Origin of the sequence: Mesorhizobium sp. M0898 (assembly GCF_040319695.1) — a bacterium.
In the GTDB taxonomy this organism is placed as follows: Bacteria; Pseudomonadota; Alphaproteobacteria; order Rhizobiales; family Rhizobiaceae; genus Mesorhizobium.
Map to the genome: position 1 here is coordinate 71,916 of NZ_JAMYOE010000012.1, position 24,522 is coordinate 96,437.

Genomic DNA, 24,522 nt, shown 5'->3' on the forward strand with positions numbered 1-24,522 from the left:
CTCTACTTGTAAGCCACTGCTGCGCTTGCAGGTCCCGCCAACGGAATAATCTCGCAGCGACTAAACCCTGCCTCTTTGCACCACTCGGTGAACTGGGCGCCGGTGAAGTCAAACGCCTCGCCAAATTCGATCAGCATGTTCAGCGACATCATGAGACCGAAGCCGTTTTGCCTGCGTTCATCGTCGATGATGTTCTCGATGGCGACCAGCGCGCCGCCGGTCGGCAATGCACGATAGGCCTTGGCGATCAGCATTTTCTTGTTCTCGAGATTCCAGTCGTGAAGGATCATTCCCATCGTGATGATGTCCGCCTTGGGGAATTCGTCCGCGAAGAAGTCGATCGCCTCGGCGATGACCCGGCCGCCGAGATTGCGCTCCCTCAAGCGCCGTTCGGCGATCGGCTGCACATCGGCAAGATCGCACGTCCGGCATTGCATGTGCGGATGCCGCGCCGCGACGATGGCCGAAAGCTGCCCGGTTGCGCCGCCTATATCGGCCAGCGTCTTATATTTGGAAAAGTCGAATTTCTCGGCAAACGCCGTGAAATTGCCCATGGAGATGCCGCTCATCGCGTCCATGAACTGCTCCAGGCGCGCCGGGTCCGCATAGAGCTCGCCGAACATCGACTTGCCTGTCTCCTTGATCTCGTTTTGAGGCTTTCCGGTTTGCAATGCTGGTGTGAGATCGCCCCAGAACCGATACAGTCGTGCGTTCGCCATCTCAAGGATTCCACCGATGTATTGGGGGCTCCGCTTGACCAGGAACAGCGCGGTCGATGGCGTATTGCCGTATTTGCCGGTTTCACCGGCGCCGTCCCTCTGCAGCAATCCGAGCGCGACGAGGGTGTCGAGAAAATCATACGTTGCGCGCGGATGCAGCCTCATCGCGCCTTGCAGTTCGAGGCCCGTTTTGGGGCCGTCCGCAAGCAGCGAGAAGAGTCCCAGTTCCACGGCGCTCAACAATGTCTTGGCTGGCCAGAACCCAAAGCCAATTTGCAGTATGTGGTCTGGAGAAATTCCGTTTTGCATCTGATCCTCCCCTATCGGCGAATGCCCCCGTGAGGCGACGCCGATGCGTCCCTTGAGCGGGATCATTCGATGCTACACCACGTCCACGGACATTCACTACAGTTTTCCAATCGGAGCCGGAGCGCATTGCCTGCCTCCCCCTCACCGAAACGCCCCCAGCGGATCGCTCTGCCCCGCCTTCCGCCGCGCGGCCTTGAACAGAGCCGGGTCGACCACCGCTTCCCTCAGCATCATCACGCCGTAGCGGGTCGCCGCCATCAAATCGTCGCGCAGCTTCACCACCTGGCCGTCCCTGCGGTGATAGAGCCGGAACTCCTCGAACCACGGCAAAAGCGTCGCAAACACCTTGAAGCGGCCTGAATGCATGCGGTCGAGCATCTCCATCAGCCCGGCTTCGACCGAGACCGAACCGTCGGCGAACTGCGCATGGCTGGCGAGCATGTTCAGCCCATGTGCGGAATATTGCTTCGCCAGTGCGGTGCCGGCACCTTCCAGCGTCTCGCGGCGGCCGTCGCGCGGCCATGCCCAAGGCAGCCATTCGCCCCATGGTTTCAAGGTCAGCGCCTGCATGGCCGGCGTCTGCTGCGAAGCCCGGCAGGCCTTTGTGACATAGACGACATCGGCCTCCGTATCCCAGGCGAGCTCGACCGCCGCCGAGGGATGGTCCCAGCCGAAATCGAGGGCCCCGAGCCGCGGCCAATAGCGCGGCAGCGGGAACGGCTCGCAGGCGATCAGCTCCTCGGCCACCGGAAAGATGCGGCCGGAGCCGAGCACCGGAATGCCCTTGGCCCGCGCCTCACGCTCATGCGCCGGATAGGCGGCAACGATCTCGGCGCGCTGCTGCGGCGTATAGTGCTCGGCATCGTCGATGGTCATGAAGGTGACGTGACGGGTCATTGTTTTTCACCCTCGCGGCATTGAATCGTGGTGGGCGGGTGCGCGCTTCAACGCCCCGCCTCGCGGCTCCGTTTGCATCGCTCGGAACACCTGCCACGGAGCCGGTCGAAAAGTCGGGATCAGATCGCCCGACGTTTGATGCGCACGACTTTCGGCGCCTGTGCATCCATGAACATGTAGCACCGGCCTAGCAGCGCCTTTTTGCCAAAATCATCGAATACGTTCTGCCCGAGCGGCGTGAACAACACCTCGTCGGTCGTCAGTCCGTCCTGGTGGCGAGCCTCGATCTCTGGCCAATGCGCCTTGGCAATGTCGGTCAGCACGACGTTGAAGGCAGGATGATTGTAGCTGACCAACAAATTGCCATCGTCCATATCAGACGGTTTCATGTCCGGGTGGTAGTTGTAGATCTCGGCAAGCGTCTGGATGGCTGCCAAGGATGCAGCGCCATCGGAAAGACCGGCCTCCGTCAGCACACAGGTGCCGTTTTCAAGGATGGCAAAGTCACGCTCCTGGTTGAAGTAGTAGCCAAAGCGCTCTTCGATGCGATCGATGGGCTGCGAAAACGATGGCCGCCATTTCGGGACAGGAGGAAAAGTTGCTGACATGCCGACGTTGCCTTCTGGTGATACGACAATTGACGAAAGGCCGCCGATCAACACCATTCGTCTATTCATAGTTGTGATCTCCCGCCCAATGTAGCCAGTCTAGTTCCGGATCATGGCTTGGCAACCGCGCTGGTCATGAAGGGGACGTGGCGGCTCATGCGAGATACCTTGCTGGAGCAAAACCGGGACGGCGCGCGACGAACACAGGCGGGCCGGCTAATGGCCCTGAAGTATCTTGATCAACTTACTTTCGTAGGTAGGTCGCGACAATCCATTTTTGTAATCCGCATACGTCATTCGCCCGCTCACCGCCGCATCAGTCCAGCGTTTGCAGTACACCTCTGGCAACGCTTCAACACTTGTGTTTATTATTCTTGCCCATTGTTTGCGGTAACCTAGTGGCTTTTCCCCTAATCCCGCCGCACACTGAGTCATGAAATCCTTTTTGAAAGCTGGACTTCTTTGTATTCCAGCGTTGATTGTATTGAACCGGCTCTCAGTCACTACGCATCCTGAAAGCATTATTGCACCGATCACGACTAGCGACCGATAGTGATTTCCCACTGCCCAACCCCTCCGTTACGGCTCTCATCCTCCGTCCAAACAACTACAATTTTGCTGCAAAGAGAAGTGCTCCACACTTATTCCGTGCGCCACAGTCAGCTGGGATAATGATTGCGCCGGGCTGGCTTATTCAGCCGATTGCTTCCCCTTCACCAATGAACCCAACCTCCTCCGCAGACAAAAACAGCAGCACCACATCGCTCATGCCGAGCAGCGGCGTGAAGGTGACGATGGTGATGCCGCCGGTGGCGTTGGTGCGGGTCAGCCCTTCGGAATAGATGTCGAGCGGCGGTTCCTCGTCGAACCAGACGCCGTGCAGCGTTTCGCCCTGCCATTTCTCGCGACCCTTCTCGTAGCTCTTGAACGACAGCACCGATTCACCGGCCTGGACGTCGCCGCCGCCGCCCCAGCGCACCACGACGCTGTCGAGCGCGCCCGGCGCCCGTCCCGCCATCGTGCTGACGAGGGCGTCGGCCGGGATCATGCCGGTGCCCCAGGCCGCCTGCTGCTGCGGCGGGCCGATCAGGATGCGCTGCGGGTTGTCGCGCGTGCTTTCGCCGGTGACGCCGGCCGCCCACATCCGAACCGGACAATCGAAAACCTTGCCTTGCCACCAGTCGGGATAGCGGCCGGTGAGATGCATCGCCCATTCGGCGCCGCCGGCCCTGGTCTTGCCGAGCTGGTTGCCGGCCATGAACAGGCGCTCGCGATTGGTCGCGCCGGCTGCATGGAACTCGGCCTGCCTGGGATAGGGCCGATAGGCGGCAAGCTGGTTAGTGCGGCGCCTGCGGTCCATCTCCGCCAGCAGGCTGAGATATTCCGTCCTTGCCGCCCGGCTCTGCGAGGCCTTTTGCGAAGCCCGGCTTCTCGAGGAACGGCTTGAGGACGGCTTCGAGGCCGCGGATGCGCTGCCTGATTTCGTCATCGCTCAATGCATCCAGATTGTTGATGTTGACATTAAGATCCTTGGGCAGCACCGACAGCACGAGCTTCAGATACTGATCGGGCTTTTCGGCGCGCACCTCGGCGATGACGCCGGCGCCATGGGCGCGAAAATCAGCGCGGATCGCTTCGAGAAAGCCGTCAGCCAGCGTCTTCTTCGGCCGCCTGGTTCGGCTGCCGGGTGCTTGATCGTGCGGCTGCGGATCGCCGGCGGAAGGAGCCTTGGCCATGCCCTACTCCGCCGTCCCGGCGGACATCGGCTTCTTGTTGCCTGGCCGCACGATGCGCCTGCGCGGCCTGGCCTTCTTGCCGGCCCGTGCCGACTTCGGCTTCCGCGGCTGGCTTGCCGGTTTCGCATCAGTCGTCGTGCCGGGCTTCATCGCACCGGCGTCGGGCAAGGCATTCAGCCTTGCCCTGAGAATTGCCGCCTTGTCGTCGAGTGCTTCCGACGGGAAGCCGAAGCCGCCGACCGCATCGACGGTACCGCCACGCACCATGCCGATCCGCACGCCGGCGGCGACCTGCTCGAAGCGGCCATGGCGGGCATAGGGTGCGGCGCCGGCGAACTCGCCAATAGCGCTGACGACCTCGCGGCCGTCATCGTCGGTGATGATGGTGGCGTAACGGTTGGACATGGGGATGTTCTCTGAAGTGGGCGCACGGGCGCGTTGGGAAATCTATGGACGATAGGTGATTGCGGACCGGGATAGTCGGTCGCGTTCATTCGCGCCGACATACCTCGGCAGCACACGCAACATTCGGTCGAACAGGAGCCCGAAATGAAAAACCCGCCTCGGCGGGCGGGTCGTTGGAGCCAATTGGCACCATACCCAAATTAGTAGCATAGCTGCCGGCACAAAGCAAGAACAAAATGTGGCGCGGCGGCAGAAAAATGCACTGACGACCTCGCACCCTCGTCGGTGAACGGCTGGAAAGAAGGCGAAAAGGGCGGGCATTGCGTGAGACTTGCGTTGATGGGATGGTGGTTGCGCTTGAGGGGAACGCGTCATGGGCAATGTCACCAGTCACTACGGCAGCGAGGGCAGCGACGGCATCGTCGATCGCATATTGGCCGCGATCCCGGACGCCGACCCGGCCGGCAAACTCGCGGCCGCGCAACTCTATCCGTTCGATCAGTTCCATGGCCGCGAACTGACCGCCACGCAGGAGCATGCGGCCCGTCTTGCTCCTTCGCCGACAGATCGAATCCTGGATATCGGCAGCGGCATTGGCGGGCCGGCAAGGTTTCTGGCCTCGGCCTATGGCTGCGAGGTCGACGGCATCGACCTGACACCAGCCTTTGTCGCCGCGTCGAGCCGACTGACCGCACTCAGCGGACTGGCAGACAAAGTTCGCTTCCATCAGGCCGACGCAACGAAACTGCCTTTTGGCGACAGCACCTTCGATGCGGCGATCTGCTTCTATGTGGGCATGAACATCGAGAACAAAGCCGCGGTCATCGACGAGGCCTGGCGCGTGCTGAAACCGCGAGGCAGGCTGATCTGGACCGAAGCCGTGCTCGCCGGCGGCGAGCCCTACTATCCCATGCCCTGGGCGGTTTCTGCGGCGACCAGCCACCTCGCCGATCGGGAAAAATTGAAAACCCTGTTTGTTGATGCCGGATTTCGCATCGACGAAATCGTCGACGAAACCGGCGAACATGTTGAGCTGGCGCTGAAGAGGGCCAATTCCGGCGTCGTGCCCTCGCCGGCGCAGCAGCAGGCAAATGAAGTCGTCATGGGCGCGGAATTCCTGCAGCGCCGCCGCAACTATATCCGAAGCCTGAGTGACGGAAAGCTCGCCTCGCTCGCCGTGATCGTCTCCAAACCGGCCTGAAAGCAAAAAACCCGCCTCGGCGGGCGGGTCGTTGGAGCCAATTGGCACCATACCCAGATTAGTAGCATAGCTGCCGGCACAAAGCAAGAACAAAATGTGGCGCGCGGCGGCAGAAAAATGCGAATTCCGTTCAGCGCCTCGCCTTGTCCGCCTCCCGATTGACCTTCCAAGAAGACCGCTAGGCTGCATTCCTTCGCGCCCCCCTCTGTCCCGCCGGACATCTCCCCCACTTGGGGGGAAATCGGCTTTCGCGCCGGCTTTCGCCAATCTCCAACGTTGCAGGAAGAGCGCAGCGCCGAAACCGCCAATCTCCCCACTTGAGGGGGAGATGGCCGGCAGGCCAGAGGGGGTACTGTCCCGAGCGCTGTCCCGCCGACTTCACAGCCGGCAACACAAGCAACGTTCGATCGAAAAGAAGCCTGAAAAACAAAAACCCGCCTCGGCGGGCGGGTCGTTGGAGCCAATTGGCACCATACCCAAATTAGTAGCATAGCTGCCGGCACAAAGCAAGAACAAAATGTGGCGCGGCGACAAAAAACCGAATTTCTCTTCGGCGCCTCGCGTTGCCCGCCAGCCACTTTGTGGGCGCGAACGCAGCGTCGGCAATTGGCGCTTCCTCCATTTGCCGAGGCATCTCACCGGCCGACGAGCAGCCGCAGCCGCGGATCAGAACAGGCATTCGCGCGTTTGAACCCCAGCCAATGGGAGCAAAAGCCATGAACGTCGCCAATCTGCAACTCGAAGGCCTGCTGATGGCCATCGCATCGATCAATCAGGTCCTGGTCCGCAAGGGCGTGGTCTCCGTCGAGGAGATAGACATCGCCTTGCGCAAGGCCGAAGCCAGCGAGACCAACGAGGAAAGGTCCGAAGGCATGTCGGCGTCGAGCCGCGATGCCCCAACTTCCCGATCCGGTTGCTGGAGTTGGCCAATCAATGTCAGCCGGAGACGGACATGCCGTCCTTTTCGAAACTGGCGCGCATGGTCGGTCAGATCAAGGAACCTTACAACGACCAGATGTGACGCGGCGACCGAGGATGACCGCCGCAGCAAGCTTTGGCATCACCCCCTGCCAAGCCTCAGCGCCAGGACGCGGCCCGGCCCGTGCACGGCGGCAAACAGCAGCCCGGCCAGGAAGGTGAAGTGATCGACGAAGAAGCCGAACTCCGCCTGGTTGCCGGCCCAGTGCGACGGCCCGTGGAAGGCAAAGCCGAGGAACACCACATAGGCGGCGGCGACGAGTGCTGCCCAGGAGAAGAAGGCGCCGGTCAGGAAGCATAGAACGAGGACGACCTCGAGCAGGGCTGCGCACCAGGCCAGGAACAGCGGGAATGGAAACCCGGCCGCCGCGATATAGCCGGCGGTGGCGCCGATATCGACGAATTTGAAGATCACGGCCATCAGGAAGACGGCGGCAAAGATCAGGCGGGCGATAAGGATTGCCGCGGTCTGCCACGGCGACTGAACGGATGATTGAGCGGTTTCCAAGGTCATGATGTCCTCCCAAGAGTTACGGTGGTTGTGCCCCAAGGACGCACCACCAGCCGCAAGCCCGACATCATCCCCCGAAAAACCTGAGAGATACAAGCGGGCGACACCAAAGTGGCGCCTTCCCTTCTCCCCTTGTGGGAGAAGGTGTCGCCGAAGGCGACGGATGAGGGGTGCTCCAGCTTGGCGCCGGCGGCACTCCGTCCAACACCCCTCATCGGTCTCGGCGCTGCGCGCCGATCCACCTTCTCCCCCAAGGGAAGAAGGAAGGTTGTACTACCCCACCTTGACCCCCGGCTTGCTGATCGGCTCGCGTACCGTTCCATACTGGCTGCCCCAGCGGTCGGTCATCGCCCAGCGTATGTCCCAGAGTTCCGGGAAGAAGCGGTGGCGGGCGCCGGCTTCCAGCAATTCGACCGGCCGGCCCTTCAGCGATTTCGCCCCGAGGCCGATCGTGCGGTGGATGAGATAGAGGTGGTTGGCACGGAATTTCTGGAACAGCTCGTCGAACTCGATCAGCGCTTCGGCAACGACATAGCTGTCGCCGTGATCGTAGCCGGTATCGTAGACATCCTCGACCGAAAGGCCGCGGTCGTCGAGGTACGACGCCTTGAAGGCCCGCCACAGATCGGGCGGCAGACGCAGCAGCTGCTTAAAACCCGGCGATTCCTGACCGCTGCCATTCCCGAGCTGCAGCCGGATCTGCTGGTACTCCTTGGGCGACATGGTTTCGAGCAGGTCGAGCTGCGCCGTCATCAGCCGCAACAGCCGGTGCACGCGCGCCATCAGCGTGACGATGCGATGCGTGTCCTGCTTTTCCAGGAAATCAACGACATCGACCAGCGTATAGGCGATGAGCTTCATCCACAGCTCCTCGACCTGATGAACGATCTGGAACTGCAGCTCGTCGGCATTCACCATCTCGGCCAGCGGCTTCTGGCAGGCCAGCAGCCTGTCGCATTTGAGGTAGACGCCATAGTCGCGCATCTCAGGCGTTTCGATGCGGGCATAATAATCCTGCTTGTCCATGGCCATGCTCCTTGCCGCGGCCGTTGGGCCGCAGGCGCTTGTTGGATCCCGTTCCCGAGTCTAATCGCCTTCTTGCCGAACATTGTCCCTTTCTGTTATTCGATTCGTGCAAAATGAAGGACAAACACTGCATCTGAAGCGGATAGGAAGAACGAATGATGCTGGATGCGGTCGACCGGAAGATCGTCGCGGCGCTCGAACGCGAGGCCCGCATCTCCTTTGCCGCGCTCGCCGACGAGGTCGGCTTGAGCAAGACGCCGTGCTGGAAGCGGGTCAAGGCGCTTGAGGACGCCGGCGTCATCCGCGGCTACTCGACCCGGATCGACCCGGCCAAGCTCGGCTTCGGCATCGAAGCCTTCATCCAGGTGTCGATCGATTTCGAACTGTCGGACGCCTTCGAGGCGGCGGTCAAAAAGCATCCGCTGATCCGCCGCTGCCACGCCACGACTGGCGAGGCCGACTATCTCCTGCAGATAGTCACCGTCGACATGATGGCGCTCGACAGGATGCTGCGCGAGGAGCTCAGCCGGCTGCCCGGCGTGCGGCGCACGATCACCTCGATGGCGATGCGCGAGATCAAGGGCGGCATCTCGTTCGCCAATGCCGTCGGGCATACGCAGACCAAGCGATAGACCGGTCAGGCCCTGGTCATCAATTCGCGTCCCAGCCGCTTCGGTTGCTCGGCGCGCAGAACCACATTTGTCGTCACCGTGCCGTAGTGGCCGATGCTGTCGACGATGCTTTCAAGATCGGGCGGTGACGGGACCACGACCTTGACCAGAAAACAATCCTCGCCGGTCACCCGCAGCACCTCGACCACCTCCGGCAATTGGGCGAACTTCTTCAGGCAGGCCTGGATATGCTCATGCGTGGTGCGCAGGCGGATGACCGCCATGGTGCCGAGCCCGAGCGCTGCCGAATTGATCACCGCCTTGTAACCGGTGATGACGCCGCGCTCCTCCAGCCGCTTCACCCGTTCCGAGGTGGCGGGCTGGGACAGTCCGACGCGGCGGCCAAGCTCGGAGATGCCGATGCGGCCATCCTCCTGCATGATCTCAATGATCGCCAGATCGGTGGGGTCGAGCCTTGGCCGATAATCGCCGTTCCGCATGATCGCCCTTTAATCCATCGGATTTCGTCGCTGCTTTCCGATGATCTCTCATTCCGCCACCTGGGAGAAGACCTAGAATTGCACGCGCTGCATCAGGAAAGAAGGGCTTCGCATGACCGACTTCATCATTGTGCCGGGCATCGGCGGATCGGGCGAAGCCCACTGGCAGACACGTTGGCAGCAGGCAAACCCGGCGATGCGGCGGTTCAACCCGGCGAGTTGGGACGCGCCGAACCTCGACGACTGGGTGGCTGCGCTGGAAACCGCTGTATGCCAGGCAAGGACACCGCCGGTGCTCGTCGCCCATAGCCTCGGCTGTCTGCTCGTCGTACACTGGCAGCGGATCTCCCCCCGCTCTATCGGCGGCGCGTTGCTGGTCGCGGTTCCGGACCCTGCGTCGCCGGCCTTCCCCTCCTCCGCCCGGGCCTTCGCCGACGCACCGCAACAACGGCTTCGCTTTCCGTCGCTGATTGTCGCCAGCACCAACGATCCCTACGGCTCGCTGGACTATGCCAGGGCGAAATCCGAGCGATGGGGCAGCGATCTCCATATCGCCGGACCGCTTCGCCACATCAATGGCGACAGCGGGCTCGGCGACTGGCCGGCGGGAATGGAGCTGCTGACAGCTTTTCTAGGTCAAACGCAAGCAATCGCCCGAGGCGCCGTGCTTCAGCCGTAACCGCACCAGGACGGCTATCGCGCCGCCGCCCTGATCTGGTTTGCGCCGCGCCTCAGTTCGATGCTGCGGCAGGCGTGCTGAGTTCGAGGAACGGTACGGTCGAGCCCGGGATCATCGACTTCGGCAATTCGCCGTTCCATCTCTCCGCCTTGGTCAGTTCGACCAGCAGCGGATTGTTGGCGATTGCGGCGGCGCGAGCCTTGATGGCGCCCGCGGTCGCATCGCCTTCGACCCTGGTCTTGTAGGCGCTGGCCTCGGCTTCGGCCTTGACGCTGTCGGCGCGGCCCTTGGCCTGGGTGACGGCGATATCGGCCTTGATCTTTTCCTGCTGCAGGTTCTGTTCCTGCTTCTGCACCTCGACCTGCGCCGTCATCCTGGCTTCGACCGCCTGCTCGTAGGCATCGGAGAAGTCGATGTTCTCGACCTGCACGCTGTCGATCATCACCGGGCCGTCGGTTACCGCCGCGATGGCCTCGGCGACGTCCTTGTTGAACTTCGCCCGGTTCTGGATAACCGACACCGCGTCGTACTGGCCGAACACCGTCTTGATCTCCTGCGGTGCTTTCCTGGCAATGACGCGGTCGGCCAGTGCCTCGATCGATCCATAATTGGTGTAGACGTTGCTGACTTCGGCGGCCGGCACGTGGAAATTGACGGTGACGCGCATGTCGGCCGGTTGCTGGTCGCGCGAATAGGCCTGCATGGCCGGCAGGCCGCTGCAATCGTTCTGGTTCTCGCAGCCCCATTTGAGCACCTGCTGGCGCAGGCTGATCTTCTCGACACGCTGTAACCACGGCAGCTTGAAATGCAGTCCGGGATCAACGACCGAACTCAGCGCTCCGTTGGTCAAAAGCACGCCGCGGTCGCCCTGATCGATCGTGTACCAGGATCCAAACAGCGCAAAGACGCCGAGCGCCACGATGACGAGTGCGATCAGGCCGGAACCGATCGACCCCGATGCCATCCCCGGCTTGCCCTGCGGACGGCTTGAATTGCCTTGCGTTTCGGTCATCACCCCACCCCAACCTGATTGCCCGTGCTGCTTTTGCCCACAATAGTGGCGGCATTGCAATCCTCTGGATATGGAAAGACCTTCGGGGCAGCCGGCCGGACCGGCGGGTGGTTCAGGGTGGCCAGCCGATTTCCCCTGCAGCCGCGGCTGCGGGCTGGGACGCGTTGCCTGGCGTCTGCTTCTGCCGTCCGGCATCGGTTCTGCGCTTCGGGCAATCCTCGTAGTCGTGGTCGCAGATTGCGAAGGCTTGCGCACCGGCAAGGTCGATTTCGCCACGGAACCGCTGCCGCCGCATGAAAGTTATCTGCTCATTGCAACGGGAGCACAGGACATGGCCGACGACCCGAACCGCTACGAGACCGGAGCGAGGAAATATCCGGCAAAGACGAGCCGCGACGCGGCCGACGAATTTTCGCAGGATGCGGCCGGCAACAAGCCACCTCCCGGCGGCATGGGATTGACTAGGCCGGCTGACGATTTCGACGACAGGACCCTGCATTCGGAGGGCCAGAACCCGCCGCGCGCAGCGATCCGGCCAGACGGCAAGGCCACCGCCAAGAAGCCCGGCAAGGACGCAAGACGATGAACGTCGCCAATCTCCAGCTCGAAGGATTGATGATGGCGATCGCGGCCGTCAACAACGCGCTGGTCCACAAGGGCCTGCTGTCGGTCGACGAGGTCGACATGGCGTTGCGCCGGGCCGAGGCGGCGATGACCAGCGAGGAGCGTCTCTATGAAGACATGTCGCCATCCAACCGCGACGCCGTCTGCTTTCCGCTCAGGCTGCTGCAGGCGGCCAACAATGCCCAGGGTGAAACCGGCGTACCGTCCTTTGCCGAACTGGCCAGGATGGTCGGCCGGACCAAGGAGCCCTATAACGACCAGATGTGATGGAGGACGCCATGGCCGACGACAAATCCAAGACCAAGCAGGATCGCAAACTGGTCTCAGGCGAAGAGCCTTACGAGGTCGCTGCCTTTGCCCGCAAATACGGCATACCGCAAAGCGAGGCCGCGACCATCATCAAGCGTTACGGCCCCTCGAGGAGGAAGCTCGACGCGCACATGGCGAGCCGCAACGCCTGATCCAACTCTGGCGGCGGCCGCCGTTCACGCCGGAAGCGTCCCTGCCCTGCTGCCTTGTCGAGAGCATCGGCACCGTCAGCCGTGACCTGTCGGGTTCGCCCTTGTGAGGATTCAACGCCTGGTTTTGACAGCCGCGGAATACGCTCGCGGCGCAACAACTCATTTACCTCGACGCTGTACCAGTCCGATGAGCAAAGCCGGGGGGTCGGATGCAGGAACAATTATTGCGCTACGAATGTGTCATGGAGCCGAACGGCCGATGGATGGTGTGGGACATCGTTCACGATCTGCCGGCGCAATTTTCGCAAATCGCGCTGATCGGCCTGAGCCGTCGTGAAGCGGTTTCGCTCTGCCGGCTGCTCAACGAGACGAGCCGTTCCGAGACGCGGCAGAGCCGGGCCTCCTGAGAAGCGTGCCCTCAGGCCTGCCCAAGCGCGGGGGGATCTACATGCGATCGGCAATATTCGGTCTGGTCCTGCTGCTGCCGGCCTCCGCCCTGGCAGAACCGATCGAGACGCAGAAGATCATCACGGCGGCGACCGGCGACTGGAACGGCGACGGCGCCGCCGATCTGGCGATGATCGTGGAGACCGAGCCCGGCCATCCCATGGACATGTATTTTTTCCTCAAGGATCGCGATGGCGATTTTCTAAAACCTGCCGGGGTCGTGCATGAACAGATTTACGGCGAATGGAAGGATTATGACCGGCCGGGCCCCGCCACATCCGACACCGAGCCCGAACTCACCGCGCTCCCCAACGGTTCGATCAAGCTCTATGTTCCGGCGATGGAGATCGGCAGCGAGCGGACCAATAAGACGCTGACGCTCGCCTGGCGCAACGGCACGTTCGTCGTCGCCGGTTTTGCCTACGATTATTGGGATTACATGGACGACAATGTTGCCGGCGACTGCGACTACAATGTGCTGACCGGCAAGGGCAAAAGCAGCAAGAAGCTGGCGGACGGCAGCACCAGGCAAGCGACCGTATCGGTCGAAGGCAAGGTCATCCCATTTGCGGAATGGACCCCGGGCACTGGCTTCAGCGCTTGCGGAGAGTGAGAGGTTTCGGTTGCCTCACTGCAGCGGCGGCTTCCACAGCAGGCTGTTGCGATCGGCGGACTTGACGCGCAGCCAGGTTTCGCGGCCATCGCGCAGCACCCGGAGCGGGATCTCGGCACCCGCCGGGCCGCTCTTCCAAAGCTTGCGATAAAAATCGGCAAGCCCATCGACCGCCGTGTCGCGGACATCCGAGATGACATCGCCTTGGCGAAGGCCCGCCTGGGCGGCTGGACCGCCCTCGGCGACGCTCATCACCACGACCTTGCCGTCGCTCTCGGCCGAGAAGGCGCCGAGCCACGGCCGCGGCGGCCTGGCGACCTGCCCGCGCGTCAGCAGATCGTCGAGGATGGGCGGCAGAAGATCGATCGGCACCACCATGTTGATGTCGGCGACCTCGCCGTTGCGGCTCATCTGCAGGCGCAGTGAACCGATGCCGAGCAGCCTGCTATCCGCGCCGATGAGGCCGGCGCCGCCCCATGAGGGGTGAGCCGGCGCCGTGAAGATCGCCTCGTCGAGCAGATATTCCCAATAGCCGGCGAATTCCTGCTTGGTGACGATCCGCGCCCGCACGGAGCGGCCGACGCCGTCGGCGAGCACGACGGGATCGCCGATCTTGGCCCTGGACGCATCGCCGAGCGCAATGGCGGGCAGCCCGAGCGGCGCCAGCGCCTGCACCAGGCCGAAGCCCGACTCCTGGTCGTAGGCGAGCGCATGGGCGGGAACGACGCGCCCGTCCTGGTCGGCCAGCCAGACCTCCTCGGCCTCGGTGATGAGATAGCCGATGGTGAGTACCAGCCCGTCGCCGCGGATGACCACGCCACTGCCCTCGCGGCGGGTGCCAAGTGTATTTGCCGTGAAGGCGTCCTCTGGCACGGTGGCGCGGACGGCCACGATGGATCGCAAAAGGGGTTCGATATTCATGCTTTGGTTCCTGGCAATGTTCGCAGCTGATATGGGCTATAGGTATGGCGCAGGTGATCAGGCGCAAGAGGTGGCGCCGGCTTTGGCGTGGACCGGCGCCGCGCCGTTCGCGCCGGGGTTTTGCAACAGCGCCGGCAGCCCTATCTGTACCTACGGCTATCCCAAGCTGCCCTATGCAAAGTTCCTCCGCCATTGCCCACGTTAATATCTGATATCCTCCCAACCCAACCCTTCCAAAGGCCTCCCAAATGAACGACTACGCAACGGACCAATACACGCCGCCAAAAGTCTGGACCTGGAACAAGGCAAATGGCGGCGCTTTCGCCAGCATCAACCGGCCGATCGCCGGCCCGACGCATGACAAGAAACTGCCGGTCGGCAAGCATCCGCTGCAGCTTTATTCGCTGGCGACACCGAACGGCGTCAAGGTGACGATCATGCTGGAGGAACTTCTGGCGCTCGGCCACAGCGGCGCCGAATACGACGCCTGGCTTATCAGGATCAACGACGGCGACCAGTTCGGCAGCGGCTTCGTCGAGGTCAACCCCAACTCGAAGATCCCGGCCATGATGGATCGCAGTGGGAAAAAGCCGGTCCGCGTCTTCGAATCCGGCTCGATCCTGCTCTACCTCGCCGAAAAATTCGGCGAATTCCTGCCGACGGAGCAGCCGGCTCGCGCCGAGACGCTGTCATGGCTGTTCTGGCAGATGGGCTCGGCGCCCTATCTCGGTGGCGGCTTCGGCCATTTCTACGCCTATGCGCCGACGAAGATCGAATATGCCATCGACCGCTTCGCCATGGAAACCAAGCGGCAGATGGACGTGCTCGACCGACGCCTCGCCGAAAGCGAGTATTTAGGCGGCAGCGACTATACGATTGCCGACATTGCGGTGTGGCCCTGGTATGGCGGGCTGGCTAAGGGCCGTATGTATGACGATTCCGGCGAGTTCCTGCAGGTGGAGCAGTACAAGAACGTGCAGCGCTGGGCCGACGCCATCGACGCGCGGCCGGCGGTCAAGCGCGGCCGCATGGTCAACCGCACCTTCGGCGAGCCTTCGATGCAACTGCACGAGCGCCATGACGCCAGCGATTTCGAGACCAGGACGCAAGACAAGCTCGCGGCGGCCAAAAGCTAAGCGGACGACTGAAACTGCTGATCTCCCCCCACAATGGGCAGGGCTATTGCAGATGGAAAGCCGAGGCTTTCGCTCTACGACGTACCCCCACCCCTAACCCCTCCCCACAAGGGGGAGGGAGACTTCCGTTGGCGCTGACCTCGGCAAATTGCCTGCCTTTCGGCGCCAAAGGGGAAGTAAGGGCGCGCGGCAGCGTTCCCTCCCCCTTGTGGGGAGGGTTAGGGTGGGGGTCCATCTTCGCAAGAATCCAAATGCGGTTGCCCTGCCACAAGGGGGGAGATCGGGAGCTTCGGCCGACTGCTCAAGCTCGCCTTCACCGCCGCCATCCACAGCCGGTCGATGTTGGCCAGGAATTTCTCGTCGAGCTTTTCGAGGTGCTTCCAGTACATGCCGTCCTCGAAGAAATAGCCGAGTTCCTTCTCGATCCTGTCGGCCTCCTCCGCCTGATCGAGCCGCAGGCCGGCAAGCATCTCGGCCTTCATTTCCGAAAGCCGCGAGGAAGAAAGCGCGCCGACTTCATCGAGCGTCAGCCGCGGGAAGACCAGCCGGCTGCGCGGCAGGTCGGATAGGTTGACGCACAGGCAGCCGCGCCGAAGCGCATGGATGAGCAGGCGGGCCGACTTCGCCTCGAGGTTGCGCAGGGTGACGTCGTTGCGCAGCGGATCGGCGCGGCCGACGCCGTAAAAATGCGTGTTGCCGGGCTGGTCGTAAATCATGTCGCAGCCAAGGAATGCCAGCACGTCCGGCTTCTGACTGTGGATCGTCCAGTAGGCCGCCGTCATCGACATGGTGCCCCCGGCATAGACGAAGCCGCCAAAGCTGTTTTGCGCCGGCACGTAATGCGAGGCGCTGAAGATCTGCGCCTGCTGCAGGGGACCGCCTTGCGGCATCCGCTCCGCCGGGAAATCGCCGGCATGGACCAGGAAATCCCAGTCGGGCCGCACGCGCCAGGCGTTGTTGATGGCGACGATCTTGCCGAAGGCCTGCTTGGGCCAGGCGGCGCAACGCACGACATCGGGGGCGCTGCCGATCAGCAAGATCACGTTTGGCGTTCCGTCGATCACCACAACCCTCTCGACCGGCCGAAATGCATCTCGATGCCGCCCGGGTGAACGGCTTTATAGCCTCAACCGCCCATCGAAAACACCAGCCGGATTTAGGCTGCATCAACGAAAGGGAGCTTGCCAGCCGGTTGTAAAATGCGGACTTAGGCACAGTCGTACAAGCAGCAGGCAGGTTTTCCCGCTAGCCCAAAAACGACGATATGAGTTGGGCGATATATATTAGTTGGCTAAACTAGCGGAACGTCCAACGCACATTCCCAGAACCGAACATGTCCTGTCTAGACCATGATATCTATATGGGACATTACTGCATAAGCTGAATGCGACCTCGACGGTTCGGCGGCACAGCCCTCAGACGCCGCGGCTTTGCCGCCGCGCCTTTCGCCCCGGATCCGTAGATCAACCGGACGACGAACAGGAAATATCCAACCTGCATGACGATCAAGGTAAAGATCGTCCAGGCCAGCGTCTTCCAGATTGAACCCGTCGCAAAGTAAGTCGAGATCGCCACGATGGACGATGTGGTGGTCAGCCCCACCAGGAACTGTGGAAAGTTCATGACTTTTCTGCGCCGCCCCGAAACTCGCAACAGCCGGGACGAACTCCCCTAACCCATTACCCCGGGCCAACGTTTTCACTATTTTAGCAATTGCGCAAGCACCAAATAGAACAGCAGTTAACGCATGCTTCCGTGATCAAGGGCTGCATGTCAGGTCACCAAGGTGGGCTGGCTTGGACAGCGGCTGCGCGTCCCCTACTCCCCAGCAACCTCCCTATACGCCCTCACCGCCCCATCAAGCGCACGTATTCGCCACGTCTCCGCTTCGCGCGCCTCGAGATAGGACGGGCCGAGCGGGACTTTCCCTCCGCCGTCCGGCAGGTCCAGCACGTAGACGGGATTGCAGATGCCCGACAGGCGCGCACGCAAGGCGCTGACCAGCGCCTGGCCCTCGGCGATCGTGGTGCGCCGGTGCGCCATTCCGCGCACGAGATCGCCGTGGTGCAGGTAATAGGGTTTGACGCCAAGGCGATACATCAGCTCGCGGCACAGCTCTTCCAGCACCTCGACCGTATCGTTCACGCCTTTCAGCAGAACGCTCTGGTTCAGCAGCACGAAGCCGCCCTGCCGCAACGTGCGGCAGGCCCGCTCGGTCGCCTCCGTGATTTCGCGTGGGTGGTTGAAATGGGTGACGACAGTGACCATCAGCCGGCCCTGCAAGGCTTGAATCAACCCGCCGGTGACGCGCGACGGCAGCGCGACGGGTACGCGAGTGTGGATGCGCAACAGCCGCACATGCTGGATCGCCTCGACACGGGCGCGGATTTCCGCCAGCGCCCTGTCCGGCAGCGACAGCGGGTCGCCGCCGGTCAGGATCACCTCGCGGATTTCCGGATGGGCCGCGATATAGGCGAAGGCCGGCTCCAGCGCCTCGCGCGAAAAACCCCGGCCGATCGAGGTCAGCTGCTCCTTGCGAAAGCAGAACCGGCAATAGACCGCGCATTGATAGGTCGGGAACAACAGAACCCGGTCGGCATGTCGATGCGTCAATCTAGGCACGGGACTGAAGGCGTGGTCGGCGATCGGATCGTCGAGTTCGCCCTCCTGCTCTGCCAGTTCGGCGGGCGACGGGATGACCTGAAGCCGTATCGGATCGGCGGGGTCGTTCCAGTCGATCAGGTCGAGATAGGCCTTGGGAATGCGAACCTTGTGGCGCGTGGCCGCGGCTTTGGCCGCCGCCCGCTCGGCTGGCGACAGCGGCAGCGAATCCAGATCACCTACCTGCCGCACGCCCTCGCGAACATCGTCCCGCCATGCGGCATCCGCCTCGCGAGCGCGCCGGTCATCGGCTGCCACGCCGGCCGCATCGACCGCCATGCTGGCGTCGGGGATGTCGGGATGTGAGGTCATCGCAGGCTCCTTGAATTTCGGGCCGGGGTACAGCATTGAAGCCAGGACTTGAAGGCAATAAGCGGTGTTTGGCCGGATTGGAGGGCGCGGCAGGAAGCCACAACCGGCCATGGTCAGAACAATCGTCCAACATCGCTGACGCAAAACATTAGCTTGCTCTTATATTAGCTTGAGCGTATACACATAAACGGCCGGTGATCTACCCCCCAACCGGTTAGGCTCGGCGCCAGTTCCCTCCCTACCCCTCAGGTCAACGACGCCGGGCCGCTCGGGCCCGCCCGGTCGCCCGCGGTCGAGACCGGATCGTCGACCTCTTCGATGTCGATCATGCCCCCTGCTCAAGCAGCACCCAGCTGAACATGCCAGCTGAACACATCGGCGATGCCCGCGTCTCTCGGCCTTCCCGTCGCCGGCCGCGGTCGCTAGTCTCGGATTGTGAAAAAGCTGGAGAACAGCGTATGGCGAACGACTTGTCGCCAAGGCTTTTGGAGATCGTCAATGCGCTGCCTTTGCGGCAGGGCATGCGAGTGCTGGAGATCGGCTGCGGACCGGGTGCTGCAGCGCGCGAGATCGCGCGCCGGATCGGCGGCGGGCACGTGCTGGCGATCGACCGCTCGGCCAAGGCCATCGCGCAGGCCGGGGCCGCCTCGCGCGCCGAGATTGCGGCAGGCCGGCTGAGCCTTCGCCAGATCGCCATCGAGGATTTCGAGTTGGAGGCCGATGAGAAGCACTTCGACATTGCCGTTGCGGTGCGCGTCGGCGCGCTGGACGGGCGTCATCCCGAAGCAGGAAAAATTGCCCTGCGACGGCTCAAGGCGGCGTTGACCGCGCAAGGCCGGCTGTTCATCGACGGCGGCGATCCGCTGCGCGAAATTGCGATACATGGCTGAGCACCTCGTGCTTGGCCCCCGGAATCGAGCGTCTACGTGACCGTGCGCGGCAGAGCCGGCCTCAGCTCCGCAACCCCGGCGCCTCCTGCCCGGTGCGCTCGACATATTCGGTATAGCCGCCGCCATAGGTGTGGATGCCCTCGGGCGTCAGTTCCAGCACCCGGTTCGACAGCGCCGCCAGGAAATGGCGGTCGTGCGAGACGAACAGCATGGTTCCCTCGTACTGCGACAGTGCCGTGATCAGCATCTCCTTGGTGGCGATGTCGAGGTGGTTGGTCGGCTCGTCCAGCACCAGCAAATTGGGCGGATCGAACAGCATCAGCGCCATCACCAGCCGCGCCTTCTCGCCGCCCGACAGCACGCGGCATTTCTTCTCGATCTCGTCGCCGGAAAAGCCGAAGCAGCCGGCCAGCGCCCTGAGCGGTGCTTGGCCGGCCTGCGGAAACGCATCTTCCAGCGTCTGGAACACGGTGCGCTCGCCCTCCAGCACTTCCATGGCGTGCTGGGCGAAATAGCCCATCTTGACGCTGGGCCCGCGCGCCACCGTGCCATTGTCCGGCTCGGAAGCGCCAGCGACCAGCTTCAGCAGCGTCGACTTGCCGGCGCCGTTGACGCCCATGATGCACCAGCGCTCGCGGCGGCGCACCTGAAAATCCAATCCCTCGTAGATCGAGCGGCTGCCATAGCCCTTGTGCACGTTCTTCAGCGTCACCACGTCCTCGCCGCAGCGCGGCGCCGGCTGGAAGTCGAACGATACCTTCTGGCGGCGCTTGGGCGGCTCGACCCGGTCGATCTTGTCCAGCTTCTTCACCCGGCTCTGTACCTGGGCGGCATGCGAGGCACGCGCCTTGAAGCGCTCGATGAAGGCGATCTCCTTGGCCAGCATCGCCTGCTGGCGCTCGAACTGCGCCTGCTGCTGCCTGTCGGCAATCGCCCGCTGCTGCTGGTAGAATTCGTAGTTGCCGGAGTAAGCGGTCAGCGAACCGCCGTCGATCTCGACCACCTTGTTGACGATGCGGTTCATGAACTCGCGGTCGTGCGAGGTCATTAGCAGCGCGCCGTCATAGTTCTTCAGGAACTGCTCCAGCCAGATCAGGCTTTCCAGGTCGAGATGGTTGCTCGGCTCGTCGAGCAGCATGGCGTCGGGCCGCATCAAAAGGATCCTGGCCAGTGCCACGCGCATTTTCCAGCCGCCGGACAGCTTGCCGACGTCGCCGTCCATCATCTCCTGGCTGAAGCCGAGGCCGTCCAGCACCTCGCGCGCCCGGCCATCCAGCGCGTAGCCGTCGAGCTCCTCGAAGCGGTGCTGCGCCTCGCCGTAGCGGGCGATGATCTCGTCCATCTGGTCGGCCTGGTCAGGGTCGCCCATGGCGTGCTCGAGCTCGCGCATCTCGGCCGCCACTTCGCTGACCGGTCCGGCGCCGTCCATCACTTCGGCCACCGCACTGCGGCCTTCCATGTCGCCGACATCCTGGCTGAAATAGCCGATGGTGACGCCGCGATCGACCGAGACCTGGCCTTCGTCGGGCTGCTCCTCGCCGTTGATCATGCGAAACAGCGTCGTCTTGCCGGCGCCGTTAGGCCCGACCAGCCCGACCTTCTCGCCCTTCTGCAACGCGGCGGAGGCTTCGATGAAGACGATCTGCCTGCCATTCTGCTTGCTGATGCTTTCGAGACGAATCATGGTTTTCCGGGGAAGGCCAAAGGAGAGTTCCTGCGCCAATACGCGATAGACCGCGCCGGCGGAAGCCCGCAGTAGTGAGGCGCCCCGCGCCAAATTGTCTGAACCCGCCAGTCGCTTCCCGGCTGGATCAGGCTTTGACGGCGTAGGGATGAGCCGGCGGATCAGCTATCGGTAAGCGCCTTCGTCGTCGCCATTTTGACCCCGGCGGCGGCAAATGCCGCATTGTGCCGGGCGATGATCTCCGCGGCGGTCTCGCTGGCCGCGTCGAGCGTGCTGTGGGCGTCGGAAACCACGGTGACGCCCAGGCCCGCTGCAAAGGCGCCCTTCACCGTGGCCGCCACGCAGAAATCGGTCTGCGCGCCGATCAGAACGACCTCGCCGGCGCCCTGCCCGGCCACCCATTCTGCAAGGGCGGCATTGCTGAACGCATCGCCGACACGCTTGGCGAAAGTCGGCTCGTCCTCGGCCTGGCCGAGCGCCGGCCACACCGGCCAGCCCGGCTCACCCGGCGCCAGAGGATCGCCCTGCGGCCCGTCATGCCTGATGAAGGCGACTTTGCGCCCGCTGCGCCGTGCCCATTCGATCAGCGCGCGGGTGCGGGCAACGATGCCGTCGGCATCATGGATCGGCGGTTCGGCAACACCGTCGAACATGCCGGTCTGAAGGTCAATCACGATGAGCGGCGCAGCGGCCGCGGGGCTGGTCTCTGACATGGACGCGAGCATAGCGTGGGTGGTAGGCGGGTCAAGTATACGCGCCGAAGCCGAGCTGGAGCTGCTGATCTCCCCCTCGTGGGGCAGGGCTATCGCAGGTGGAAAGCCGAGGCTTTCGCTCTACGATGGACCCCCACCCCTAACCCCTCCCCACAAGGGGGAGGGGGACTTCCGTTGGCGCTGACCTCGGCAAATTGCCTGCCTTTCGGCGCCAAAGGGGAAGTAAGGGCGCGCGGAAGCATTCCCTCCCCTTGTGGGGAGGGTTAGGGTGGGGGTCCATCTTCGCAAGAATCCAAATGCGATTGCCCAGCGCAACAGTGGGGGTGTCCAAGCCCCGGCGACGAAATTGGATATCCCGCAATCAATCCGGCGCCCCGGCGAAAAGCACCATCCTATCGGCGCCGCCAGCCGGCCAGTCCCTGATGCTGCGGTCGTAGCCGCCGGTCAGCACCGTGCCGCCCGCGGCAAAGGCAACCGCATAGATCGGGCCGGACTGGCTGTCGAACATGGCGAGCTGGTTGCCGGTCTGCCGGCGGTGAAACTGAGGCCGTTCGGCACCTCGCGAGCACGCCTCGCCCAGCGCCAGATACGCCTCGATGAAGCAAGCCGTGCCGATCACGATCATGAGGGCTGCAAGCAGCCTGTCAGCAAACCTGTTCATCTATCCGCTCTGCAATGATGGCGCTCGGCGCCTGGCTGTCGGTGATGGCTCAAGTCCACCCCAGCCCTTCGGCAGCAGCCGCAGGCATCGCCGCGTTTGCCGGGAGGCCGGTCGCGCGCTAGATCGCTGGCAGAGGCTAACGCGAGGCCAGCAATGGACGATTGGAAGCTACCTTGGGACGGCGGTTGCCTGTGCGCCGGAATACGCTTTCGCATCAGCGCCCCGCCCTTGCTGACGATGGCGTGTCACTGCACCGGCTGCCAGAAGCTGAGCGCCAGCGCGTATTCCCTGACCATCGCCGTGCCCAGCGACGGTTTCGCCGTCGCCCAGGGCGAGCCGGTGGTCGGCGGCCTGCACGGCCCGCATCGCCAGCTCTATTGCCCGCATTGCAAGAACTGGATGTTCACGCGCCCGCATGGCCTGGACTTTTTCGTCAACATTCGTGCGACCATGCTGGACCAGCACCAATGGTACGTGCCTTTCGTCGAAGTCTTCACTTCGGAAAAGCTGCCCTGGGCTTCGACCGCCGCTAGCCACAGTTTCGCTACGCAGCCCGACCTCGAGGGATACGCCCCTCTGATCGAGGCGTTCGCCCGCGAAGCGGCGCGGCCAACTTGACTGGTTGCCGCCCGGAAAGGCGGCGCCAGCCTCCGTGCCTCACTTCAACTCCACCCAGACCGGCGCATGATCGCTGGCGCCGGTCTCGCCGCGCACGTCGCGGTCGATGCCCGCCGCTACCAGCCGGCGCGACAGCTTCTTGCTGAGCAAGATATGGTCGAGGCGCAGGCCGGCATCGCGCGGCCAGCGGTTGCGGCGATAGTCCCAGAATGTGTAGAGCGTCTCGTTCGGGTGCTTCTTGCGCAGCGCGTCAAGCCAGCCCTGGTCGAGCAGCCGCTGGAACGATGCGCGGCTTTCCGGCTGGACCAGCGCGTTGTCGTCATAGGAGCGGGTCGGGTAAATGTCGCGCGGCTCGGGCACGATGTTGTAGTCGCCGGCCAGCACCACCGGCAGGCCGGTGTCGAGCAACTGCGCCGCATGCGCCTCCAGCCTTTCGTGCCAGTTGAGCTTGTACTGGAATTTCGGGCCGGGCTGCGGATTGCCGTTCGGCGCGTAGAGGCAGGCGACGACGATGCCGTTGACCGCAGCTTCGATGTAGCGCGCCTGCTGGTCGCTATCGTCGCCGGGCAGCGCCTCGCGGGTCAGAACGGGTTCTGCACCACGCGAAAGGATGGCGACGCCGTTCCAGGTCGGCTGCCCGACCCAAACCGCGCCGTAGCCGGCCGCCGCCAGCGCAGTGCGCGGAAACTGCGTCTGTCTCGCCTTGAGCTCCTGCAGGCAGGCGATGTCGGGTTTGGCGGCAGCCAGCCATGCGAGCAGGTTCGGCAGCCGGCTGTTGATGTTGTTGACGTTGAAGGTGGCGATCTTCATCGGCCTGCTTCAGCGCACGATGCGTTCGGTCCACGCCTTCACCGCATCAGCCAGCGTCTTCAGATGATCGGCGGTGGAGAAGCCGGAGATGTTTTTGCGCGGCTTCAGATCATGGTCGCCGTCTTCCAGCCAGAAGATCTCGATTGCGTCGGACAGAGCATAGGTCGCGACCTCGTCTTTGGTCCCGAACTCGTCGCGCGTGCCCTGGAAGATCAATGTCGGCGTCTTGAGATCGGCCAGGTGTTTTGTCCGAAGCTGCGTCGGTTTGTCAGGCGGATGGAAGGGATAGCCGAGACAAAGCAGCCCTGAAATCTCGCCCTTCGAAAACATCTCGTCGGCGATCATCGAAGCGACGCGTCCGCCCATCGACTTGCCGCCGATGATCAGCGGACCCTTCACGCCCTTCGCCCGGAGGTCGGCGATCGCCTTGACGTATTCCGGGTTAACCGTCTCGGCGCGCGGCGGCGGCTTGCGGTGGCCGTAGCGGCGAGCCGCCATGTAGTGGAATTCGAAGCGCGCGACGCGGAAGCCGGCCTCGGCCAGCGCTTTTGCCGTGGCTGTCAGCGAGGGGGAGTCCATAGGAGCGCCTGCGCCATGGGCGAGCAGGACCGTGATGGCGGCGGTGTCGGGGCCGTCGAAGAGGAAGGTTGTCATGGGGACTCCAACGCTGGTGACCCCTTCTCCCCTTGTGGGAGAAGGTGACCGAGCGAAGCTCGGTCGGATGAGGGGTGTTCCAGGGAACGCCGACGCCTCATTTCTTCCAACACCCCTCAACCGTC

The 24,522-nt window shown here is 63.2% G+C and carries 31 protein-coding genes and 1 pseudogene; 12 read left to right on the top strand and 20 right to left on the bottom strand.

The window, feature by feature from the left end:
• Window positions 1-2 precede the first annotated feature (2 nt).
• From NKH90_RS15605 to NKH90_RS15630, 6 genes are all read right to left on the bottom strand, one after another.
• The gene (locus tag NKH90_RS15605) at window positions 3-1,094 is read right to left on the bottom strand and encodes a methyltransferase (protein WP_352501188.1); all 1,092 of its coding nucleotides are present in this window, start codon (window positions 1,092-1,094) and stop codon (window positions 3-5) included.
• A 75-nt stretch (window positions 1,095-1,169) separates the two neighbouring features.
• Window positions 1,170-1,925 (bottom strand): phage terminase large subunit family protein, encoded by a 756-nt coding sequence (locus NKH90_RS15610; RefSeq protein WP_352820013.1) that lies wholly within the window; start codon window positions 1,923-1,925, stop codon window positions 1,170-1,172.
• A gap of 119 nt (window positions 1,926-2,044) precedes the next feature.
• Entirely contained in the window at window positions 2,045-2,590 is a 546-nt protein-coding gene (locus tag NKH90_RS15615) for a hypothetical protein (protein ID WP_352458173.1), read from the bottom strand.
• 637 nt (window positions 2,591-3,227) lie between these two features.
• Complete coding sequence (locus tag NKH90_RS15620) at window positions 3,228-3,893, bottom strand: terminase large subunit domain-containing protein (protein WP_502898850.1); 666 nt, start codon at window positions 3,891-3,893, stop codon at window positions 3,228-3,230.
• A complete protein-coding gene (locus tag NKH90_RS15625; protein WP_352820014.1) occupies window positions 3,871-4,269 on the bottom strand; it encodes a hypothetical protein in 399 nt (132 codons plus the stop codon). Before NKH90_RS15625 ends, NKH90_RS15620 begins: the two co-directional genes overlap by 23 nt.
• A 3-nt stretch (window positions 4,270-4,272) precedes the next feature.
• Complete coding sequence (locus NKH90_RS15630) at window positions 4,273-4,674, bottom strand: hypothetical protein (RefSeq protein ID WP_352820015.1); 402 nt, start codon at window positions 4,672-4,674, stop codon at window positions 4,273-4,275.
• A gap of 373 nt (window positions 4,675-5,047) precedes the next feature.
• Here NKH90_RS15630 and NKH90_RS15635 point away from each other — a divergent pair, with 373 nt between their 5' ends.
• Window positions 5,048-5,875, top strand: coding sequence for a class I SAM-dependent methyltransferase (locus NKH90_RS15635; protein WP_352501191.1), 828 nt, complete (start codon window positions 5,048-5,050; stop codon window positions 5,873-5,875).
• A 378-nt stretch (window positions 5,876-6,253) separates the two neighbouring features.
• Here NKH90_RS15635 and NKH90_RS15640 read toward each other — a convergent pair whose 3' ends face one another.
• Window positions 6,254-6,481, bottom strand: a complete 228-nt coding sequence (locus tag NKH90_RS15640) for a hypothetical protein (RefSeq protein ID WP_352820047.1) — start codon at window positions 6,479-6,481, stop codon at window positions 6,254-6,256.
• A 110-nt stretch (window positions 6,482-6,591) separates the two neighbouring features.
• On the opposite strand from NKH90_RS15640, the pseudogene NKH90_RS15645 reads away from it, so the two are divergent.
• Window positions 6,592-6,896: pseudogene (locus NKH90_RS15645) on the top strand (hypothetical protein).
• A 39-nt stretch (window positions 6,897-6,935) separates the two neighbouring features.
• On the opposite strand, the gene NKH90_RS15650 reads toward NKH90_RS15645, so the two are convergent.
• The gene (locus tag NKH90_RS15650) at window positions 6,936-7,367 is read right to left on the bottom strand and encodes a DoxX family protein (protein WP_352820016.1); all 432 of its coding nucleotides are present in this window, start codon (window positions 7,365-7,367) and stop codon (window positions 6,936-6,938) included.
• A 270-nt stretch (window positions 7,368-7,637) separates the two neighbouring features.
• Window positions 7,638-8,390, bottom strand: coding sequence for a tryptophan 2,3-dioxygenase family protein (locus NKH90_RS15655; RefSeq protein WP_352820017.1), 753 nt, complete (start codon window positions 8,388-8,390; stop codon window positions 7,638-7,640).
• Window positions 8,391-8,545: 155 nt separating this feature from the next.
• On the opposite strand from NKH90_RS15655, the gene NKH90_RS15660 reads away from it, so the two are divergent.
• Window positions 8,546-9,022, top strand: coding sequence for an Lrp/AsnC family transcriptional regulator (locus NKH90_RS15660; protein WP_245274655.1), 477 nt, complete (start codon window positions 8,546-8,548; stop codon window positions 9,020-9,022).
• Between the two features lie 5 nt (window positions 9,023-9,027).
• On the opposite strand, the gene NKH90_RS15665 is transcribed toward NKH90_RS15660, so the two are convergent.
• Complete coding sequence (locus tag NKH90_RS15665) at window positions 9,028-9,501, bottom strand: Lrp/AsnC family transcriptional regulator (protein ID WP_352453704.1); 474 nt, start codon at window positions 9,499-9,501, stop codon at window positions 9,028-9,030.
• Between the two features lie 112 nt (window positions 9,502-9,613).
• Here NKH90_RS15665 and NKH90_RS15670 point away from each other — a divergent pair, with 112 nt between their 5' ends.
• Window positions 9,614-10,180 carry an RBBP9/YdeN family alpha/beta hydrolase gene (locus tag NKH90_RS15670; RefSeq protein ID WP_352820018.1) on the top strand — a complete coding sequence of 189 codons (567 nt, stop codon included), beginning with the start codon at window positions 9,614-9,616 and terminating at the stop codon, window positions 10,178-10,180.
• Window positions 10,181-10,232: 52 nt separating this feature from the next.
• Here NKH90_RS15670 and NKH90_RS15675 read toward each other — a convergent pair whose 3' ends face one another.
• Window positions 10,233-11,192, bottom strand: coding sequence for a prohibitin family protein (locus NKH90_RS15675; RefSeq protein WP_352465360.1), 960 nt, complete (start codon window positions 11,190-11,192; stop codon window positions 10,233-10,235).
• 226 nt (window positions 11,193-11,418) lie between these two features.
• Between NKH90_RS15675 and NKH90_RS15680 the strand changes: the two genes are divergently transcribed.
• The 5 genes from NKH90_RS15680 to NKH90_RS15700 all read left to right on the top strand — a co-directional run bounded on the left by NKH90_RS15680 (window position 11,419) and on the right by NKH90_RS15700 (window position 13,337).
• Window positions 11,419-11,778, top strand: coding sequence for a hypothetical protein (locus NKH90_RS15680; RefSeq protein WP_352820019.1), 360 nt, complete (start codon window positions 11,419-11,421; stop codon window positions 11,776-11,778).
• Complete coding sequence (locus NKH90_RS15685; protein WP_352472092.1) at window positions 11,775-12,083, top strand: hypothetical protein; 309 nt, start codon at window positions 11,775-11,777, stop codon at window positions 12,081-12,083. Before NKH90_RS15680 ends, NKH90_RS15685 begins: the two co-directional genes overlap by 4 nt.
• A gap of 11 nt (window positions 12,084-12,094) precedes the next feature.
• On the top strand, window positions 12,095-12,277 hold the full coding sequence (locus tag NKH90_RS15690; protein ID WP_023675702.1) for a DUF3606 domain-containing protein: 183 nt from the start codon (window positions 12,095-12,097) through the stop codon (window positions 12,275-12,277).
• Window positions 12,278-12,486: 209 nt separating this feature from the next.
• A complete protein-coding gene (locus NKH90_RS15695) occupies window positions 12,487-12,684 on the top strand; it encodes a hypothetical protein (protein ID WP_352472094.1) in 198 nt (65 codons plus the stop codon).
• Window positions 12,685-12,725: 41 nt separating this feature from the next.
• Window positions 12,726-13,337 carry a hypothetical protein gene (locus NKH90_RS15700; protein ID WP_352501199.1) on the top strand — a complete coding sequence of 204 codons (612 nt, stop codon included), beginning with the start codon at window positions 12,726-12,728 and terminating at the stop codon, window positions 13,335-13,337.
• Window positions 13,338-13,352: 15 nt separating this feature from the next.
• On the opposite strand, the gene NKH90_RS15705 is transcribed toward NKH90_RS15700, so the two are convergent.
• Window positions 13,353-14,258: a S1C family serine protease gene (locus NKH90_RS15705; RefSeq protein WP_352820020.1), complete on the bottom strand. Its 906-nt coding sequence runs from the start codon at window positions 14,256-14,258 to the stop codon at window positions 13,353-13,355.
• A 248-nt stretch (window positions 14,259-14,506) separates the two neighbouring features.
• Between NKH90_RS15705 and yghU the strand changes: the two genes are divergently transcribed.
• Window positions 14,507-15,394, top strand: a complete 888-nt coding sequence (yghU, locus tag NKH90_RS15710; RefSeq protein WP_352820021.1) for a glutathione-dependent disulfide-bond oxidoreductase — start codon at window positions 14,507-14,509, stop codon at window positions 15,392-15,394.
• A gap of 218 nt (window positions 15,395-15,612) precedes the next feature.
• Here yghU and NKH90_RS15715 read toward each other — a convergent pair whose 3' ends face one another.
• From NKH90_RS15715 to NKH90_RS15725, 3 genes are all read right to left on the bottom strand, one after another.
• Window positions 15,613-16,437, bottom strand: a complete 825-nt coding sequence (locus NKH90_RS15715; protein ID WP_352820022.1) for a hypothetical protein — start codon at window positions 16,435-16,437, stop codon at window positions 15,613-15,615.
• Between the two features lie 325 nt (window positions 16,438-16,762).
• The gene (locus tag NKH90_RS15720; RefSeq protein ID WP_352820023.1) at window positions 16,763-17,017 is read right to left on the bottom strand and encodes an exopolysaccharide production repressor protein; all 255 of its coding nucleotides are present in this window, start codon (window positions 17,015-17,017) and stop codon (window positions 16,763-16,765) included.
• Between the two features lie 195 nt (window positions 17,018-17,212).
• A complete protein-coding gene (locus NKH90_RS15725) occupies window positions 17,213-18,334 on the bottom strand; it encodes a KamA family radical SAM protein (protein ID WP_502898851.1) in 1,122 nt (373 codons plus the stop codon).
• 491 nt (window positions 18,335-18,825) lie between these two features.
• Here NKH90_RS15725 and NKH90_RS15730 point away from each other — a divergent pair, with 491 nt between their 5' ends.
• On the top strand, window positions 18,826-19,257 hold the full coding sequence (locus NKH90_RS15730) for an SAM-dependent methyltransferase (RefSeq protein ID WP_023675692.1): 432 nt from the start codon (window positions 18,826-18,828) through the stop codon (window positions 19,255-19,257).
• Window positions 19,258-19,318: 61 nt separating this feature from the next.
• Here NKH90_RS15730 and NKH90_RS15735 read toward each other — a convergent pair whose 3' ends face one another.
• From NKH90_RS15735 to NKH90_RS15745, 3 genes are all read right to left on the bottom strand, one after another.
• Window positions 19,319-20,941 carry an ABC-F family ATP-binding cassette domain-containing protein gene (locus NKH90_RS15735; protein ID WP_352472101.1) on the bottom strand — a complete coding sequence of 541 codons (1,623 nt, stop codon included), beginning with the start codon at window positions 20,939-20,941 and terminating at the stop codon, window positions 19,319-19,321.
• A 161-nt stretch (window positions 20,942-21,102) separates the two neighbouring features.
• Window positions 21,103-21,654, bottom strand: coding sequence for an isochorismatase family protein (locus tag NKH90_RS15740; protein ID WP_352490954.1), 552 nt, complete (start codon window positions 21,652-21,654; stop codon window positions 21,103-21,105).
• 361 nt (window positions 21,655-22,015) lie between these two features.
• Window positions 22,016-22,315, bottom strand: coding sequence for a WD40 repeat domain-containing protein (locus NKH90_RS15745; protein ID WP_352501204.1), 300 nt, complete (start codon window positions 22,313-22,315; stop codon window positions 22,016-22,018).
• 153 nt (window positions 22,316-22,468) lie between these two features.
• Here NKH90_RS15745 and NKH90_RS15750 point away from each other — a divergent pair, with 153 nt between their 5' ends.
• Window positions 22,469-22,933 carry a GFA family protein gene (locus NKH90_RS15750; protein ID WP_352820024.1) on the top strand — a complete coding sequence of 155 codons (465 nt, stop codon included), beginning with the start codon at window positions 22,469-22,471 and terminating at the stop codon, window positions 22,931-22,933.
• Between the two features lie 39 nt (window positions 22,934-22,972).
• Here NKH90_RS15750 and NKH90_RS15755 read toward each other — a convergent pair whose 3' ends face one another.
• Entirely contained in the window at window positions 22,973-23,743 is a 771-nt protein-coding gene (locus NKH90_RS15755; RefSeq protein ID WP_352472106.1) for an exodeoxyribonuclease III, read from the bottom strand.
• 9 nt (window positions 23,744-23,752) lie between these two features.
• Window positions 23,753-24,397: an alpha/beta hydrolase family protein gene (locus NKH90_RS15760; RefSeq protein WP_352820025.1), complete on the bottom strand. Its 645-nt coding sequence runs from the start codon at window positions 24,395-24,397 to the stop codon at window positions 23,753-23,755.
• Window positions 24,398-24,522: the final 125 nt, after the last annotated feature.

Excerpts from the sequence above, each read along its gene's own strand:
- NKH90_RS15625 (WP_352820014.1), bottom strand. The coding sequence starts at position 4,269 with ATGGCCAAGGCTCCTTCCGCCGGCGATCCGCAGCCGCACGATCAAGCA.
- NKH90_RS15685 (WP_352472092.1), top strand. The coding sequence starts at position 11,775 with ATGAACGTCGCCAATCTCCAGCTCGAAGGATTGATGATGGCGATCGCG.
- NKH90_RS15690 (WP_023675702.1), top strand. The coding sequence starts at position 12,095 with ATGGCCGACGACAAATCCAAGACCAAGCAGGATCGCAAACTGGTCTCA.
- NKH90_RS15745 (WP_352501204.1), bottom strand. The coding sequence starts at position 22,315 with ATGAACAGGTTTGCTGACAGGCTGCTTGCAGCCCTCATGATCGTGATC.
- NKH90_RS15615 (WP_352458173.1), bottom strand. The coding sequence starts at position 2,590 with ATGGTGTTGATCGGCGGCCTTTCGTCAATTGTCGTATCACCAGAAGGC.
- NKH90_RS15725 (WP_502898851.1), bottom strand. The coding sequence starts at position 18,334 with ATGGCGGTCGATGCGGCCGGCGTGGCAGCCGATGACCGGCGCGCTCGC.
- NKH90_RS15650 (WP_352820016.1), bottom strand. The coding sequence starts at position 7,367 with ATGACCTTGGAAACCGCTCAATCATCCGTTCAGTCGCCGTGGCAGACC.
- NKH90_RS15670 (WP_352820018.1), top strand. The coding sequence starts at position 9,614 with ATGACCGACTTCATCATTGTGCCGGGCATCGGCGGATCGGGCGAAGCC.
- NKH90_RS15695 (WP_352472094.1), top strand. The coding sequence starts at position 12,487 with ATGCAGGAACAATTATTGCGCTACGAATGTGTCATGGAGCCGAACGGC.
- NKH90_RS15675 (WP_352465360.1), bottom strand. The coding sequence starts at position 11,192 with ATGACCGAAACGCAAGGCAATTCAAGCCGTCCGCAGGGCAAGCCGGGG.
- NKH90_RS15620 (WP_502898850.1), bottom strand. The coding sequence starts at position 3,893 with ATGGACCGCAGGCGCCGCACTAACCAGCTTGCCGCCTATCGGCCCTAT.
- NKH90_RS15750 (WP_352820024.1), top strand. The coding sequence starts at position 22,469 with ATGGACGATTGGAAGCTACCTTGGGACGGCGGTTGCCTGTGCGCCGGA.
- NKH90_RS15635 (WP_352501191.1), top strand. The coding sequence starts at position 5,048 with ATGGGCAATGTCACCAGTCACTACGGCAGCGAGGGCAGCGACGGCATC.
- NKH90_RS15610 (WP_352820013.1), bottom strand. The coding sequence starts at position 1,925 with ATGACCCGTCACGTCACCTTCATGACCATCGACGATGCCGAGCACTAT.
- NKH90_RS15630 (WP_352820015.1), bottom strand. The coding sequence starts at position 4,674 with ATGTCCAACCGTTACGCCACCATCATCACCGACGATGACGGCCGCGAG.
- yghU (WP_352820021.1), top strand. The coding sequence starts at position 14,507 with ATGAACGACTACGCAACGGACCAATACACGCCGCCAAAAGTCTGGACC.
- NKH90_RS15700 (WP_352501199.1), top strand. The coding sequence starts at position 12,726 with ATGCGATCGGCAATATTCGGTCTGGTCCTGCTGCTGCCGGCCTCCGCC.
- NKH90_RS15735 (WP_352472101.1), bottom strand. The coding sequence starts at position 20,941 with ATGATTCGTCTCGAAAGCATCAGCAAGCAGAATGGCAGGCAGATCGTC.
- NKH90_RS15740 (WP_352490954.1), bottom strand. The coding sequence starts at position 21,654 with ATGTCAGAGACCAGCCCCGCGGCCGCTGCGCCGCTCATCGTGATTGAC.
- NKH90_RS15655 (WP_352820017.1), bottom strand. The coding sequence starts at position 8,390 with ATGGACAAGCAGGATTATTATGCCCGCATCGAAACGCCTGAGATGCGC.
- NKH90_RS15705 (WP_352820020.1), bottom strand. The coding sequence starts at position 14,258 with ATGAATATCGAACCCCTTTTGCGATCCATCGTGGCCGTCCGCGCCACC.
- NKH90_RS15760 (WP_352820025.1), bottom strand. The coding sequence starts at position 24,397 with ATGACAACCTTCCTCTTCGACGGCCCCGACACCGCCGCCATCACGGTC.
- NKH90_RS15730 (WP_023675692.1), top strand. The coding sequence starts at position 18,826 with ATGGCGAACGACTTGTCGCCAAGGCTTTTGGAGATCGTCAATGCGCTG.
- NKH90_RS15665 (WP_352453704.1), bottom strand. The coding sequence starts at position 9,501 with ATGCGGAACGGCGATTATCGGCCAAGGCTCGACCCCACCGATCTGGCG.
- NKH90_RS15660 (WP_245274655.1), top strand. The coding sequence starts at position 8,546 with ATGATGCTGGATGCGGTCGACCGGAAGATCGTCGCGGCGCTCGAACGC.
- NKH90_RS15720 (WP_352820023.1), bottom strand. The coding sequence starts at position 17,017 with ATGAACTTTCCACAGTTCCTGGTGGGGCTGACCACCACATCGTCCATC.
- NKH90_RS15755 (WP_352472106.1), bottom strand. The coding sequence starts at position 23,743 with ATGAAGATCGCCACCTTCAACGTCAACAACATCAACAGCCGGCTGCCG.
- NKH90_RS15605 (WP_352501188.1), bottom strand. The coding sequence starts at position 1,094 with ATGATCCCGCTCAAGGGACGCATCGGCGTCGCCTCACGGGGGCATTCG.